Below are 15,687 nucleotides of genomic sequence, written 5' to 3'. Positions count from 1 at the left end.
TTTCTGCACTAACGCCATAATAACGCGCATGCAATAAAACCTGATGATGATTGTTAGTCTGTGATCTTTAATTTTTTGACGCAACAAAACCTAAAAGCCCTTAAAAAATCATTTCTCCTATAAACCCTTTAATTTTTTCTAGCATGGTGTTTTCATTGTTTAAATTTTCTTCTATGATTTTGACTAACGCTGAGCCGCAAATCACGCCATCAGCGCCCATGCCTTTAGCGTTTGTGATGTGTTCTTTTTTAGAAATGCCAAAGCCCAGTAAGGCGGGGGTGGGGCTAAAAGTCTTTAGGGTCTTGATGATCGTGCTTGCATCGTTCTCTAGAGCATGGCTTATCCCTGTAACCCCACTCCTGGCTAAAGTGTAGATATAGCCTTGCGAATGCATAGCGGCTTGTTCTAAATCTTTATCACTCGCATTAGGGCTGGCGATAAAGATTTGTTTGATGTGGTGTTTTTGAGCGGATTTGATGACTAATTCTTTCTCTATTAGGGGCATGTCCGCTATTAAAACGCTATCCACGTCGCATTCTTTGATTTGAGCGTAAAAGCCATCAACGCCGTAAGAAAAAATGAGATTCGCATACGCTAAAAGCCCTATGGGAATGTGGGGATTGTAATCTCTGAGCGCCCTTAAAAGCTGGAAATTTTTAGCCATGCTAGCGTGTTTTAACGCCCTTAAATGGCTCGCTTGTATGGTAACGCCATCCGCTATCGGATCTGAGAAAGCAAACCCCAATTCTAAAGCGCTCACCCCGCTAATAATTAGGGTTTTAATGATTTCAAAACTCAATTCATAATTAGGATCGCCCAAGGTTACAAACGGGATAAACGCCATTTTGTCTTGTTTTTTTAAGGTTTCAAACATGTTTTGATACCTCATTTCAAACCTCCTTTTAAAGCGTTATAAGCGGTGCTTAAATCCTTATCCCCCCGACCGCTTAAATTCACTACGATGATACTTTCTTCTTCGCATTTTTGAGCGAGCTTTAAGGCATACGCTAAGGCGTGTGAGCTTTCTAGCGCTGGGATAATGCCTTCTTTTTGGCATAGCAAACTGAAAGCTTCTAGCGCTTCAGCATCGCTTGCGCTTTCATAAACCGCACGCCCAATCTCTTTTAAATAGCTGTGTTCTGGCCCCACTCCTGGATAATCAAGCCCGGCGCTAATGCTATGGCTTTCTGCAATCTGGCCTTCATCATCTTGTAAAAGATAGGTTTTATTCCCATGCAAAATCCCCACACGCCCCTTATTCAAAGTCGCCCCATGCTTATTGGTTTCTAGCCCTAAACCGGCTGGCTCTACGCCTATGAGTTTAACCTCTTTATCGTTTAAAAACGCGCTGAATATCCCTATAGCGTTAGACCCCCCTCCAACGCATGCGATCACGTAATCAGGCAAGCGGTTTTCTTTTTCTAAAATCTGGCTTTTAACCTCATTGCCTATCATTTTTTGAAAGGTTTTAACCATTGTGGGGTAAGGGTGTGGCCCGGCGGCTGTGCCTAGCAAATAATGCGTGTCCTTGTAACTGCTCGCCCAATCTCTTAAGGCCTCATTCACGGCGTCTTTAAGCGTCGCGCTCCCTGAATTAACTTCTTTCACTTCAGCACCCAATAAGCGCATTCTAAAAACATTCATTTCTTGGCGCTTGATGTCTTTTTCTCCCATAAAAATCACGCATTTTAAATTCAATAACGCGCAAGCGATAGCCGTTGCAACGCCATGCTGACCGGCGCCTGTTTCAGCAATAATCCTTGTTTTACCCATTTTTTTCGCTAAAAGGGCTTGCCCTAAAGCCTGATTAGTCTTGTGCGCCCCACCATGGATTAAATCTTCTCGTTTTAGATAAAGCTTAACTTTAGGGTTAGAAACGATATTTTGACACAAGGTTAAAGGGCTAGGACGGCCCACAAAATCTTTTAAAAGATGAAAATATTCTTCTTGGAATTTTTCATCTTTCAAACACGCATCAAACGCCTGTTCTAACTCTCTTAATGCAGGCACTAACAATTCTGAAACAAAACTCCCTCCAAACTCCCCAAAATACGCTTTTTTATTCATTTAATACTCTCTTAAAATGCGGGCTAATCGCTTGATTTTATCCTTATTTTTAATCCCAGGGCTTATTTCTAAACCCGAATTGAAATCCAAACCCAACGCTTTAATTTTCAAGGCTTTTTGAATATTATCCAAATTAAGCCCACCAGCTAACATGAAAGGCGTTTTGACATTTTCTAAAATTTCCCAATCAAAACTCACGCCATTGCCTCCCATTTTATCCCCCTTAGTGTCGTATAAGATTAGAGAGGCCTCTTTAGTTTTAGGCACTAAATCTTTAGCGCTCCTCACGCTTATTACTTGCCAGATCGCGCAAGTTTTAGGGAGCGCTTTTTTCAATTGAGCGATTTCTTTAGGCGAATAGCCATAAAGCTGCACCGCTTTTAAATCAAGCTTTTGAGCGATTTTTTGAATTTTTTTAATTTTATCTTTTACAAACACGCCCACAAAATCCAGTTTTTTAACCGCTTTTGTGATCTTTAGGGCTTCTTTAGGCTTGATGTATCGGGGCGAAGATTTTTCAAAAATCAAACCCCCATAAATGAAATGGTTTTTATAAACGGCTTTAGCGTCTTTAATCCTTGTAAGCCCGCACACTTTATTTTCGCCTAAAATCAATTTAGCGCACGCTTTTTTTAAATCCTTTTCTTTCATTAAAGAGCTGCCCACTAAAAAGCCATTCACATAAGGGGCTAGGGCTTTGATTTGCGCATGCGAATAAATACCGGACTCACTGATAATGAGCGCGTCTTTAGGCAATAGGGGGCGTAATTCTAGCGTGTGGTTAATATCGGTTTTTAAGGTGTGTAAATCCCTGTTATTGATGCCTATAATGTCGTATTGGAGTTTGAGCAAGCGCTTGATTTCTTGCTTATTGGAAACTTCAGTTAGCACACTCATGTTTAAGGATTTAGCGAGATTGAAAAGCTCTAAATAATTCTTATCATCTAACACGCTTAACATTAAAAGCACCGCATTAGCCCCCATAACCCTAGCGAGTTTGATTTGAAAAGCATCAATGATAAAGTCTTTGCATAAAATGGGCTTGGTGGAATGCTGCGAAACGATCTTAATGTTTTCATAAGAGCCTAAAAAATGTTTAGAATCCGCCAAGACTGAAATGCAAGAGGCGAATTTTTCATAAGTCTTGGCTATTTTTAACAGATCAAAATCTTTTCTTATTAAACCTTTAGAGGGCGATGCTTTTTTGCATTCTAAAATAAAGCTGGTTTTTTTTTCTAGTAGCGCCTTTTTAAAATCCCTGTCGCTTGGGTTTATATTGATCGGTAAAGCGTGGTTTTTTTTGAGATCAGAGACTTCTAGGAGCTTGTCTTTAAGGATGTTTTCTAACACGCTAGGCATGGCTTAACCTTATGATTTTTTGCAAATGCACATAAGGCGCTTTGGTTTTTAAATGCTCTAAAGTCATGCTCACGCCCTCTTTTAAATCTTTAGCTTTATGGCTTAAATACAACAAACTCGCCACATTCGCCACAACCACCATTGTATGCGAATCCTTGCCTTTATTTTCTAAAATATCTAAACACGCTTGAACGCTTTCTTGTGCGTTTTCAATCTGCAATTCTTTCAAATCATAGGGGGGCAAATCAAAATCTTTAGCGCTCAAGTCATACTCTAAAATTTCGTTATTTTTCAATTCACATGCATGCGTAATGTCATGCAACACGATTTCATCTGTCCCCCCTCCATTAACCACCATCGCCCTTTTAACGCCTAAAGCCTTCAACGCTAGCGCCATGGTCTTGCACAAAAATTTGTCATACACGCCTAAAAGCTGGATTTTTGGCCTTAAGGGGTTGATTAAAGGCCCTAAGCAATTAAAAATCGTTTTAGTGAAAAGCTCTTTTCTTAAAGGGGCGGATTTTTTAAAACTTTGATGGTATAAAGGCGCGAATAAAAACCCAAAATGCGTTTGTTTGAAGCAATTCTCTAATTGCGTGGGGTTCATTTCAATATTCACGCCCAAATTTTCCAACAAATCAGCGCTCCCGCTATGACTGGAAACGCTCCTTGATCCGTGTTTAGCCATAGATAATCCCATAGAGCTGGCGATGAGTGCAGCAATCGTGCTAATATTAATCGTTTTTAACCCATCGCCCCCTGTGCCGCAATTGTCTATTAAATCCAATCCGCTGTTAAAAGGCTTAGGGGCATGCTCTAAAAGCGTGGTTGCAGCAACGCTAATCTCTTTAAAGCTCTCGCCCTTGATTTTTAAAGCGCACAAAATGGCCCCAAGTTGCACTGGGCTTACTTTTTCGTTGATAATGAGGGTGAATAACTTTTTGACTTCTTCATCGTTTAAGTCTTTTTGATGATACAGAGCGTTTAAAATCTCTTTCATGATAACCCTTCTAAAAACCCAACGCTTTGCTCTAACAACGCTCTCCCTTGTAAAGTCATGATGCTTTCAGGGTGGAATTGATAGGCTAAAATTTTATCTTCTTCATTGACAATAGCCATAGGGATATTGTCATGCTCAGCGATCACTTCTAAATTTTTAGGCAACCCGCTCGCCATTAAAGAATGGTAACGCCCCACCACCATGCTCTCGCCTAAGCCTTTAAAAACAGCATGCTTTTTGAGCGCGATAGTGGTTGCTTTGCCATGCACGATTTCTTTACTCCTTATGATTTTAGCCCCATAGCTTTGCGCTAAAGCCTGTAAGCCCAAACAAACCCCTAAAATAGGGAATTTCTTTTTAGCCATTTCAATGATTTTTAAAAGATTGCCTGAACTGCTAGGATTACCTGGCCCGGGTGAAATGAACAATAAAGGCGTTTTTGATTCTGTATTCATCAAACCCATAAGATAATTCGGATCAATATCGTTTTGATAAACAGCCACTTCATAACCCAAACACTCTAATTCATACACCAAGTTATAAGAGAAAGAATCAAAATTATCTATAAAAAAGATTTTCATAAGCTTGTTTTCCTGATCGCATCAATAAGGGCTTGCGCTTTGGCTCTTGTTTCATTCGCTTCGTTTTGCGGCACGCTGTCTAACACGATACCGGCTCCTGCTTGGATCACGGCTCTATTGTTTTTGACAAAACATGAACGGATAGTGATGCAAGAATCCATAGAACCCTCGCTGTTTAAATACCCCACGCTCCCCCCATAAGAGCCTCTCCTTTGCTTTTCTAATTGGTAAATGAGCCTGATCGCAGAGATTTTAGGCGCCCCGCTGAGCGTGCCGGCGTTCATAAAACTCCTGTAAGCATGCAAACTATCGCACCCTTTTTTCAATTCCCCCACAACCCTTGAGACTAAATGCATGACATTGGAATATTTATCCACTTTTAAAAGCTTGTCGCAATAGCGTTTTTTTGAAACCCTGGCCATGTCGTTTCTGGCTAAATCCACTAGCATGATGTGTTCAGCCCTTTCTTTATAGTCGTGTTGCAAATCAAATTCCATTTTACTATCTAAATCGTAATCAATATTCCCTTGTTTGTCCTTACCCCTTAAACGAGTGCCAGCAATGGGATAAATTTCAGCCGTATTCGTTAAGGCGTTGTATTTTAAAGCGCTCTCAGGGCTTGCCCCAAAAAGGATAAAATCGCTGTCTTTGATATAGAACATATAGGGGCTAGGGTTAGTTAGTTTTAAATGATAATACGCGCTCAAACCCTCCAAGCACTCCATATAAAAGCTGCGCGACAACACCGCTTGAAAAATCTCGCCTTTTTTGATTTCTTCTTGTAAGGATAGCACTCTTTTTTCAAACTCGCTATCATCACAACTAACGCTAACTTCTCTACTTTGCTTGGATTTTTTAGGGATAAAATCGCTTTTGATGTTTTTAGCCAACTCTTTTAAATCCTGTAATTCTTGGGCTATCTCTGTTTTAAAGCACTCATCAAAACACGCCCCCAAGATTTCAGCGCTTTTTTCTTTATGGTCTATGATGATCAAATTTTGCGCGACGAAAAAAATAAAGTCATGCACTGTGTTGTCTTGCGCTTTCAAGTGGGGCAAATCTTCAAAAAAATTGAGCATTTCAAAAGAAAAAACGCCCGCGCTTAAAAGCGTAAAGGGGTGCTTGGGTTTTGTTTTAACGCTTTTAAAAAGCCCCCTTAAAGCGTCAAAAGGGCTAGGCTCAAAGAGTTTTAAAAACTCATCTTGCGTTTTTTTATTTTTGGTGTAGGTTAAAATTAGGGCATTGTCTTGTATAGGCGTTTTAAAAAACGCACTCAATTTTTGCAAAAACGCCTCGCCATTAGGCGTCAGGCTAGTGATGGTTACGATATCGTGGTTGCAAATGAGCTTCAAACAGGCTTTAGCCATTAAAAGGGATTTGGTGTGCGCTTTGCTCTCAATCTCAGCGCTTTCAAAAAGCAAAGTGTGTGGTTGCTCTATTTTTTCATAAAGAGCTAGGGGGTAGGGAATGTAAGGGGCTTTTTCTATTAGACTGATCATCAATTTCTTTACGCTAAAAATAAACTCGTATTCTACAAGAAATAGATAAATGGGCAGTAAATTAATAGCCTTATAGAGTCTGCAAGGTCTAATCTAATTCAAACTCAAATTGGATTTTTCAAGGCTCAATTTACGAGAAAGCTTGTTGCCGTTATCTTTCTTGTGTGTGGCAAGAAAGATTAGGTGCGATAAATTCAAGGATGGTTTCACCCTTTACGAGAAAGCTTGTTGCCGTTATCTTTCTTGTGTGTGGCAAGAAAGATTAGGTGCGATAAATTCAAGGATGGTTTCACCCTTTACGAGAAAGCTTGTTGCCGTTATCTTTCTTGTGTGTGGCAAGAAAGATTTGGTGCGATAAATTCAAGGATGGTTTCACCCTCTTTTTCAATGTCAATCAAACCCATATCGTTTGAGCCATTAGGCGGGGTGATGCCTAAAAAACGCTCATTGAAAGGCCGCCATCTGGCAATAGAAGCGCTGAGTTCGTTAGGATAAAACCCAATAGAGTGGTTGTCAAATAAAGCGTTCACATGCAAAGGGCCTGAAGCGTTCCCGATATAGACGGACAGATTTGCGCACAATTTGGCTAAATCCACTAGACTATGGCTCGTATCATAAAGGTGAGCGAAAGGGACTTTTTTAAGGAGTTCTTCTGTGGCTTTCCTCTCGCCTGGCCCGCAAATAAGAATGATCTCACAACTTAAATTTTTGCGTAAAAAACCAATCAGTTTGATAAAATGCGAATCGGGCAATACGGGCGAACTGCCTCCGCTATGCATATGCACGCCAATCCACAACAAACCAACATCAGCGTTGAGTTTTGAAGCGATAATGGATCGCTCTTTGGATTTGTCTTTAAGCTTCCATGCGATTTTTTTAAGTGGAGCGTTAGGGAGATGGTGATCTTCACAAAAAACATGGATGAGATCCAAATTGTATTCGTATTCGGTTTTTAAACACAGCGATCGGCTTTGGCGCACGCTCTTTTGATACAGCCAAGAATAGATTTTAGTCTTTGGGGCTAGGATATAAGGAATGGATTTCCTTAGTCTAAAAGCGAGTCTGGCGTTTTTAAAATTAGAAAATAAAAAGATAAGAGCGTCAATGGGTTTACTTTTGAGAGTGGCGCTCAAATGGTTATCTTCTATAATGACTTCATCAATGAAAGGGAATTCTAAGGCTATCGGGGTGGTGTAGCTAGGCACAACCACGCCCAAATACACTTCCTTGCCTTTTTCTAAAAAAGCATGCTTTAGAGCGATTAAAGCGGGTATGGCTAAAATAAAATCGCCTAACTTATCGTTACGGATCACAAAAACTTTTTGAGAGTTTTCTTTATCTTTGCATTTTAAATCTTCAAACCCTACAAAATCCATGACTCCGCCTAAGAGATCAAATTTTTTGTCATGTTAGCAAAAATCGTTCTTATTCAATGGATAAATTTTATTTTTTATTCTGCCATGCTTTTATGGGCTCATCTTCCCATGTGCCATAAAGAGAGTTGGGTAAAATGATCCACTCTGTGCCAAATTTTTGAGCGTTTTGCAAGACTTTAGCTCGTTGTTCTTGGCTGTTTTTAGCGTCTTTAGCAAAAAGTGCGTCAAAATCATGCAAAGTGTCGCCCACTTGTAAAACAATCTCATAATCCTTAGCGACTAATTCTCGCCTAACGGCTTTAGGCTTGCCTTTTTCTTTTAATAAAACGGATTCTTCGCTCACTTGGGGGAGTTTAAAACTTTTGAGCGTTTTTAAGGTGAATGCCTTATTTTTTTGCGTGCGGTTAGAAATGTAAAAAATCTTAACGCCCTTAGAATTAGCGTATTCTAAAAAGTCTAGCGCTCCAGGAATGAGCGTAAGAGAGCCTTCTTTTTCAAATTTATCCCAAGTTTCTGGGGTGTATTTAATGCAATGTTTGGTCAAATAGCCCGCATAATCAAAAGTGTTTAAAACGGTTTCATCTAAATCCAAGATGACGGCTGGCTTTTTGTCTTTAACGAGCTTGAGATTATTGTCTAACGCCATTTTCGCCATTTTGTAACTTTGCAATTGCAAGGCCCTAATTTCAGCGCTTTGCTGATGATACTTAACGCTTCTTGTTAGGGGCGAAACGCATTCTTTAGCATTTAAAACACTCATCAAACTCAATCCTAATAAAACTGATGCAAAGGTCTTTTTTATCATAACAACACCTACCTAATGGGGATTTTTTGTATTATACCTTAAAACAGATGATTAGGAGTATTTTACCATTAACCAATTTGTTGTATAGTGTTGGCGTTTTTAATTCAAAATGAAGCGAGGAAACAATGAAAAAAGCGTTAATGTTCACCCTTTTGGGCGTTAGTCTGGCGTTTGCAAAACCTTATACGATTGATAAGGCAAACTCTAGCGTGTGGTTTGAGGTTAAGCACTTCAAATTCAATGAAACAAGAGGCGTGTTTGATAGTTTTGATGGCAAAATTGATGCCGATCCTAATACCAAGGCTCTCAATGTTTTTGAAGGTAAAATTGATATTAAAAGCATTAACACCAGGAACAAAAAAAGAGACGACCACTTAAGGACAGCAGAGTTTTTTGATGCCATGAAATACCCCAAAGGGAGCTTTAAGATGACAAAATACGAAGATGGTAAAATCCATGGGGATTTGACTCTTCGTGGCGTAACCAAACCTGTCGTATTGGAAGCCAAAATCCAAGCCCCCTTACAAAACCCCATGAATAAAAAAGAATTCATGGTGCTACAAGCTGAAGGCAAAATCAACCGCAAGGATTTCGGTATCGGTAAAACCTTTAGCGATGCTGTCGTTGGAGATGAGGTAAAGATTGAGCTCAAACTAGAAGCTTACGCTCAATAATCGTTTTGCAAGAGATAGATGTTTTCTTCTCTTGCGTTTTTCTAACAGCACAAAAACTTTTATTCAACTTTGATACGCCATATCCCAAAACATGTATTCATATTTACTTGTAGTGATAAAAATCTCCTTTAATTTTTCAATTTCTTGTTTTGAAGAAGCGAGGGTGAGAGAATCAAGCAAATTAATATTCCACGACACACACGCTTGAAATTCTTTTGAGCTATAGCCCTTAATCCAATGCCCATAAAAGGCATGTTCTAAAGCGTTGGGGATTTGGCTTAAATTTTGCGCGATCACTAAATAGCTCCAACCACAGGATAGAACAGCCGCCGTAACTTCTTTAATAGAGCCCTTAAACCCTTCAGCGAGCATGTAGCTTGTATAGGATTTATTCGCTAGAGTGGGGTGCGCGTTTTGCAATTCTTTTTGAGTGATTTGAAGTTCTCTAATGTAATGGTTATGGATACTCATCTCGTTATTTAAAATATCTTGTATAGCGTTAGAAAACTCTCTCATCACCGCTTCATCATAAGCTTTAACTACGCCCAAAGCAAACACCTTAGCGTATTCTAAAAGAAACAAATAATCCTGAATGATATAAAAACGGAATTTATCTCTTTTTAAAGTCCCACGCCCTATGCCTTGAACGAACGGATGGGAAATACAATCCCCCCAAATAGATTGCGCATTTTGATACAGATATTGTGAAACTTGCATTTTTACACTCCTAAAATCAATTCAATACGCATTCTAACACGAAAGCTCGCAACATGGTATAAAAATTTGTTTTTAAAAAGATTGGTGAGTAGGCTCTTGCTTTCAAAAATTGAACGCTGTATTAAAATATCTGTGATTTTGAATAGCGGTTAATGATATTATAGAGCTTGTATTGGTTGTTTAAGACTGGCTATCATTTGTGATCATAAAAAGTTAATTCCATCTCGCTCTGTAGGTTTTGATTTTTAGAAGTTTTTATTATGGGAACTTGTAGTATGGCACTTACAAGATAGGAGTCAATCTTAGATGCATGGTTTCAAACCTATTACAGAGCGAGATGGAATTAACCCTACTATTTATGATTGGTTTAACCTCTGTATGAAGTCATATCGGCCAAAACTCAAAATAGTTTAGCATAAAAATAAAAAAGCGTCTAATATATTCAAAATAGGCGTTCAATTTTTAAGCGGTTGGTGTAAAAACGCAATTAAAGGCTTTAATGCTTGAAACTTAACACTCTAAAACGCTTAAAAAATACTAAAACCATAAAACCAATTATTTACTTTAATCTTGTAATTTGTGAATAAACAAAACATTTATTGAGCTTCTTGTGATCTTTCGCTGATTTGTAACAATGCTTTGAATGCGATTGTGGTATAAATATTCTTATCAAGGTGTGCCAAACATGCCTTGAGTCTCAATTGATGAAAGGATTTGTTATGAGTGGATTAAGAACATTTAGTTGTGTAGTGGTTTTATGCGGTGTAATGGTTAATGCGGCTATAGCTAGTCCTAAAATAGAGGCAAGGGGTGAATTAGACAGATTTTTAGGAGGAGCTGTTGGGGGTGCAGTGGGTGGTGCAATGGGAGTAGCTGTCGGAGGTGCAGTGGGTGGAGCCGTTGGTGGTCCTGCTGGTAGCACTTGGGGTGGTCGCATTGGTGGAGCTTTTGGTGGTGGAGTAGGGAGAGAATTTGGTCGTGAAATAGGCGATAGGGTAGAAGATTGTATCCGTGGCGTTGATAGAGAACCGCAAGCCCCAAGAGAACCCACCTATGATCGTCATTTCGTGTATGATAGGTAGTTTTGGGGGAGAAAGGAGAGAGCATGAATGTCAAAAAGCGTTTGAGCGACTGGGAATATCAATGGGCGGTGGCCATAGTCTATGCGGGATGTCTGTCTACATTTCCTTGGAGCCAAGGCGATATCCTTTTTAACCCTAAAGATAGCTATTACGCATGGCTAACGCTTTTAATAGCGGCTCTATTATCTAACCTTTTATTTGACCCACGAGGTAGGGATTGTTATAAATCTTTCCAAGTAAGATACCCTAGGTTTCTCAAAGCCATTTTTAAGGCTAGGTTTTTTGGCGCGTTTTATAACGCTGTGTTAGGATCAAGACTAAGGGATTTTTATGTGATGCTTTTAACGATGCCCTTTATTGCCGCTATCCATGAGATCTCGGCGTATTGTGGGCATCCTAGCAATCTCCTTATAGAGGGTTTGGTTATGCTTGGCTTTCTTGTGTGTTTTGGGATTTGTTCTAGGCTTTGCGCTAAATTAGGGTGGTGATTTAACCCAAATGGCATTAAATGGAGGGGGGAGTAAAAAATTAAAGAAGCTTTAAAGTGCGTTCTCACTGATTTGTGTTACAATAAGGAGCATTTAAGGGGTGCTTTTTAAAACGCTCAAGTTTTTAAAAGGCTGAGATCAAACCCGTAGAACTTGTCAAGGTAATTCTTGCGTAAGGAAATAGCATGTTAATAACCACCCAACTATCCAAACGATTTTACGCCACGCTCATTCTTTCTTGCGTGTTTTTAACCATCACTAATATTCTTGTCAAAGGCTCGTTTATTAACCTACTAGCGGGGCTTAGTGGGGTTTTGTATGCGTTTTTTGCCGGAGAAAGGCAAACGATTTGCTTTATATTTGGTCTTGTTTATAATTTGAGTTACGCTTATGTCGCTTATCAGTGGAAATTAAACGCTGATGTGATTTTATGCCTTTTTTTGTATATGCCGGTAACGATTTATGGGCTATTCGCATGGAAAAAGACACAGCAGCATGAAGGCGTTATTAAGGCTCAAAAACTTTCCAAAAATTGGCGTTTTGCGCTCGTTTTAGGCATAGGGGTTTTAACTTGTGTGAGCGCTTTGTTTTTTAAAGAGATTAAAACGAATTTTTTATGGGCAGAGAGTTTTAATTTCGTTATCTTTATTGTTGCTTTTATTTTACAGGTTTTGCGCTATATAGAAAATTATGCGCTAGTAACTTTAGGGAATATCGTGTCCATTATCGTGTGGTTTTGTATTTTTCAAATTTCTACAGAGAGCTTGGTGCAACTCTTCACAACGATCCTATATCTTTTTATTGGTTTGTATTATTTTAACCGCTGGAATAAGTCATGCAAGCAGTGATTTTAGCGAATGGGGAGTTTCCTAAATCTCAAAAATGCTTAGACCTTTTAAAAAACGCTCCCTTTTTAATCGCATGCGATGGGGCTGTCCAGTCCTTGCATGCGCTTCAATTCAAACCCAGCGTTGTTATAGGCGATCTAGATAGCATTGATTCGCATTTGAAAGCCTTGTATAACCCTATATGCGTGAGCGAACAAAACAGCAACGATTTATCCAAAGCCTTTTTTTATGCTTTGAATAGGGGCTGTGATGATTTTATTTTTTTAGGGTTGAATGGCAAGCGAGAAGATCACGCTTTAGCGAACACTTTTTTATTGTTGGAGTATTTTAAATTTTGCCAAAAAATCCAAGCCATAAGCGACTATGGTCTTTTTAGGGTGTTAGAAACCCCTTTTACTTTACCTAGTTTTAAAGGGGAACAAATCTCGCTTTTTAGCTTGGATCTTAAAGCCCAATTCACTTCTAAAAACCTCAAATACCCCTTAAAAAACTTGCGTTTAAAAACGCTCTTTTCTGGCTCGCTCAATGAAGCTACAGATCATTTTTTTAGCCTTAGCTCTACACCTAAATCGGTGGTGTTGGTGTATCAAAAGTTTTTATGAGCGGGTTTTGCTAGGTAGAGTCAAACAAATAGCATGGCTGTATGACAATAAGAGATCTTGTGGTTAGTTTGGGAGCTATTATTATTTGTGCTAAAATCTTTATAAGTCTTTACACCCACAACCACTGCTACTGCAATAAAAATTACGATAAGCAAAACAATGGAGACCTTATATTCTTTTGAGTCAGTTTTATTGAAATTTTGATTGCTGTTTGCAATATCTTTTACAAAACGATAGAGAGAGTGTAACAGAATGAGAGTGAAAAACGATGCGAACATGAATAAGCATAAGGCAATTAAACCATCTAACCCTTTCTTATCAAAAATAGCCAAATTAATTTTAAGCCCGCTATCAAACGCCATAAAGATAGCAACAAAGATCCCAAGAATAGCAACAAAATCTCTTTTTGTGTTGTCAATTTGCCCTTTTATGGTGCTGGTTTGGTTTGTTATGGCCACTAATTTATTCTTTAAGGCTTTTAGGCTTTGTTGCGTCAAAAATTAAAGATTATAGACTAACAATCATCATCAGGTTTTATTGCATGCGCGTTATTATGGAGTTAGCGTAGAAAATACCGCCATAAGCCTAACAACAAGAGATAGCCTTGTAGTGTGGTTGATAGCGGCTTAAAATCGCAGGTATTTTGATAATAAAAAAGGTTTCATACATACCAAGCCATAAGCTCTTTATAATACTTCTAAAAAACTATTGATTGTTTAGTCCTTTTCGTCTTCGGGTTCTATGTCTATTATGTTATTGTCATGGCTGATTGCTTTCAAAGTATTTAAGATTTTATCTGTCTTTTCTTTTGCTTCAAGCACCTGTTTATATCCTTCAGCTGCTTTTTTATATCCTTCAGATTCTTCTTTAGCCACATAGTATAGTGCTTCCAAGATTGGTTGCATTTCAGCTTTTTCACTTGCTTTTGCAAGACCCCCATGTTCCTTGTTCATTTCGTGAGTGAGATGAGAAGCATTTTTATTTTTGCCCTTTGTATTCATAAAAATCCTTTACAATTAATTTAAAACTTTTCATTATAATAAGCTTAGGATTAGCTTAAATAGCGTTCAATTTTTGGATAACTAGGGGGCTTACTCACAAATCTTTTTAGAAAGACATGGCTGTTAGCTTTAAGTTATTTTGATCTTTTTTAAAACTTAAAGCGTTTATTAAGCCAAATAAGGCTTAATTGGTATTGACTGGTTTAGAGCCTTATTTCTCTAGCAAATTGAGTAACGCCCTTTTATACTCTAATGCCGTTGTTTCATCCTTGCCTTCAAAGCGGCTGACTAAATAGGGGGTGGTGTTGCTTGCACGAATAAGCCCAAAACCATGTTCAAAAACCACTCTCACGCCATCAATGCTGATGATTTCTTTGATTTTAGGGAAATGGCTTGGCGGGTTTTTAAGCGCTTTTTGCAGGTTATGAATGATTTCAAATTTTTCTTCTTCGCTCACGGCGATTTTTTCTTCAGGCGTGGTGTAGGAATAAGGGAGGTTTTTAATGGTGTTTTCCAAATCGCTTGGACTTTGTTCAAGCAATAATTCTAAAGCCCTTAAGCATGCATAAAGAGCGTCATCATAGCCAAAATAGCGCTCTTTAAAAAAGATATGCCCGCTCATTTCAGCCGCAAAATGCGCGTTGGTTTCTTTGAGCTTGATTTTTAAATTGCTATGCCCGGTTTTATACATGAGCGTCTTACCAAAAGTATTGATCGTGTTATACATCACTTGAGAGCATTTGACTTCGCCGATCACAAAAGGGGTGATGCCTTGAGCATGCAAGCGTTTAGCGAATAAAATCGCTAATTCATCGCCCGCATAGATATGATGAGAGCTTAGCATCGCAATCCTATCCGCATCGCCATCAAAAGCAAAGCCTATCAAAATAGCGTTTTCTTGCATGTGTTTTTCTAAATCTTTTAAGTTTTTCGCTTCGCTAGGGTCTGGGTGGTGGTTAGGGAAATTCCCATCAGGATCGCTATAAAGACTGCTAAAATCAATGTTTAAAGCCTTTAAAATAGGCTCTAGCCCTAACGCTCCCACGCCATTACCAAAATCCAGGGCGATTTTGTATTTAAGGTTTTTCAAATGCTTAAAATCCTTGATCAAATAGCGCTGATACGCTTCTAGGGCATTGGATTTCTCTGGTGTTTCTTTTAGGGGTTTTATTTCATGCTTGGCGTTTAAAAGCGTGTCTTTTAAAGCCTGAATGTCCTTGCCATAAAACGGGTTTTGGTTGAGCGTGATTTTAAAGCCGTTGTATTCTTTGGGGTTGTGAGAGCCAGTGATCATGATGGAATTAGGGCATTTAATACCATTGATTTCATTAAAGGCCGCAAAATACGCTACCGGTGTGGGGATTAGCCCTAAATCATACACTTTCAAGCCGCTTGATTGCAGTCCCGCGCTTAAAGCTTCAAACAAAAAGCGCCCATGCACCCTTGCGTCATGCCCTACAAACACGCTTTTATCGTATTCTCGCATGATTTTCCCCAACTCCACGCCGATACTAAAAGCCGTATTTTTGTCTAAAGTGGTGGGGTAAATGCCTCTAATATCGTATTCTCTAAAAATGCTAATGTCCAT

17 protein-coding genes are annotated in these 15,687 nt (G+C 38.9%); 5 read left to right on the top strand and 12 right to left on the bottom strand.

Translation table 11 applies throughout. The features are described 5' to 3' along the window. Positions 1–100: 100 nt before the first annotated feature. From trpA to CXY28_RS02460, 8 genes are all read right to left on the bottom strand, one after another. On the bottom strand, positions 101–889 hold the full coding sequence (trpA, locus tag CXY28_RS02495; RefSeq protein ID WP_100979357.1) for a tryptophan synthase subunit alpha: 789 nt from the start codon (positions 887–889) through the stop codon (positions 101–103). Then, complete coding sequence (trpB, locus tag CXY28_RS02490; RefSeq protein ID WP_100979356.1) at positions 886–2,067, bottom strand: tryptophan synthase subunit beta; 1,182 nt, start codon at positions 2,065–2,067, stop codon at positions 886–888. Before trpB ends, trpA begins: the two co-directional genes overlap by 4 nt. After that, a complete protein-coding gene (gene trpCF, locus CXY28_RS02485) occupies positions 2,068–3,426 on the bottom strand; it encodes a bifunctional indole-3-glycerol-phosphate synthase TrpC/phosphoribosylanthranilate isomerase TrpF (RefSeq protein ID WP_100979355.1) in 1,359 nt (452 codons plus the stop codon). Then, positions 3,419–4,426 (bottom strand): anthranilate phosphoribosyltransferase, encoded by a 1,008-nt coding sequence (gene trpD, locus CXY28_RS02480; RefSeq protein ID WP_100979354.1) that lies wholly within the window; start codon positions 4,424–4,426, stop codon positions 3,419–3,421. Before trpD ends, trpCF begins: the two co-directional genes overlap by 8 nt. After that, positions 4,423–5,007 carry an aminodeoxychorismate/anthranilate synthase component II gene (locus CXY28_RS02475; RefSeq protein ID WP_100979353.1) on the bottom strand — a complete coding sequence of 195 codons (585 nt, stop codon included), beginning with the start codon at positions 5,005–5,007 and terminating at the stop codon, positions 4,423–4,425. The genes trpD and CXY28_RS02475 overlap by 4 nt, the downstream gene beginning before the upstream one ends. Then, positions 5,004–6,506, bottom strand: a complete 1,503-nt coding sequence (trpE, locus tag CXY28_RS02470) for an anthranilate synthase component I (RefSeq protein WP_100979352.1) — start codon at positions 6,504–6,506, stop codon at positions 5,004–5,006. Before trpE ends, CXY28_RS02475 begins: the two co-directional genes overlap by 4 nt. A gap of 317 nt (positions 6,507–6,823) precedes the next feature. Further along, the gene (locus CXY28_RS02465; protein WP_100979351.1) at positions 6,824–7,882 is read right to left on the bottom strand and encodes a glycosyltransferase family 9 protein; all 1,059 of its coding nucleotides are present in this window, start codon (positions 7,880–7,882) and stop codon (positions 6,824–6,826) included. A 67-nt stretch (positions 7,883–7,949) separates the two neighbouring features. After that, positions 7,950–8,687 carry a 5'-nucleotidase, lipoprotein e(P4) family gene (locus CXY28_RS02460; RefSeq protein WP_033759315.1) on the bottom strand — a complete coding sequence of 246 codons (738 nt, stop codon included), beginning with the start codon at positions 8,685–8,687 and terminating at the stop codon, positions 7,950–7,952. A gap of 125 nt (positions 8,688–8,812) precedes the next feature. Between CXY28_RS02460 and CXY28_RS02455 the strand changes: the two genes are divergently transcribed. Beyond that, positions 8,813–9,361 (top strand): YceI family protein, encoded by a 549-nt coding sequence (locus CXY28_RS02455; RefSeq protein ID WP_000709825.1) that lies wholly within the window; start codon positions 8,813–8,815, stop codon positions 9,359–9,361. 63 nt (positions 9,362–9,424) lie between these two features. Here the strand turns inward: CXY28_RS02455 and tenA are convergent, their stop codons facing one another. Next, positions 9,425–10,078, bottom strand: coding sequence for a thiaminase II (gene tenA / locus CXY28_RS02450; protein WP_100979350.1), 654 nt, complete (start codon positions 10,076–10,078; stop codon positions 9,425–9,427). Between the two features lie 719 nt (positions 10,079–10,797). On the opposite strand from tenA, the gene CXY28_RS02445 reads away from it, so the two are divergent. The 4 genes from CXY28_RS02445 (at position 10,798) to CXY28_RS02430 (ending at position 13,098) form a co-directional block, all read left to right on the top strand. Next, positions 10,798–11,160, top strand: coding sequence for a pantothenate kinase (locus tag CXY28_RS02445; protein ID WP_198542589.1), 363 nt, complete (start codon positions 10,798–10,800; stop codon positions 11,158–11,160). Positions 11,161–11,183: 23 nt separating this feature from the next. Beyond that, positions 11,184–11,648 (top strand): hypothetical protein, encoded by a 465-nt coding sequence (locus CXY28_RS02440; protein ID WP_100979348.1) that lies wholly within the window; start codon positions 11,184–11,186, stop codon positions 11,646–11,648. 185 nt (positions 11,649–11,833) lie between these two features. Further along, positions 11,834–12,496, top strand: coding sequence for a nicotinamide riboside transporter PnuC (pnuC, locus tag CXY28_RS02435; RefSeq protein ID WP_100979347.1), 663 nt, complete (start codon positions 11,834–11,836; stop codon positions 12,494–12,496). After that, a complete protein-coding gene (locus tag CXY28_RS02430; protein ID WP_100979346.1) occupies positions 12,484–13,098 on the top strand; it encodes a thiamine diphosphokinase in 615 nt (204 codons plus the stop codon). The genes pnuC and CXY28_RS02430 overlap by 13 nt, the downstream gene beginning before the upstream one ends. Before the next feature lie 20 nt (positions 13,099–13,118). On the opposite strand, the gene CXY28_RS02425 is transcribed toward CXY28_RS02430, so the two are convergent. The 3 genes from CXY28_RS02425 to CXY28_RS02415 form a co-directional block, all read right to left on the bottom strand. Continuing rightward, entirely contained in the window at positions 13,119–13,556 is a 438-nt protein-coding gene (locus CXY28_RS02425; RefSeq protein WP_229763326.1) for a hypothetical protein, read from the bottom strand. Positions 13,557–13,814: 258 nt separating this feature from the next. Then, positions 13,815–14,099: a hypothetical protein gene (locus tag CXY28_RS02420; RefSeq protein ID WP_100979345.1), complete on the bottom strand. Its 285-nt coding sequence runs from the start codon at positions 14,097–14,099 to the stop codon at positions 13,815–13,817. Positions 14,100–14,310: 211 nt separating this feature from the next. Beyond that, positions 14,311–15,687: a phosphomannomutase/phosphoglucomutase gene (locus CXY28_RS02415; protein WP_100979344.1), complete on the bottom strand. Its 1,377-nt coding sequence runs from the start codon at positions 15,685–15,687 to the stop codon at positions 14,311–14,313.

The organism is Helicobacter pylori (assembly GCF_002832345.1).
GTDB lineage: Bacteria > Campylobacterota > Campylobacteria > Campylobacterales > Helicobacteraceae > Helicobacter > Helicobacter pylori_CP.
This window is presented reverse-complemented; position numbering and strand designations above follow the sequence as displayed.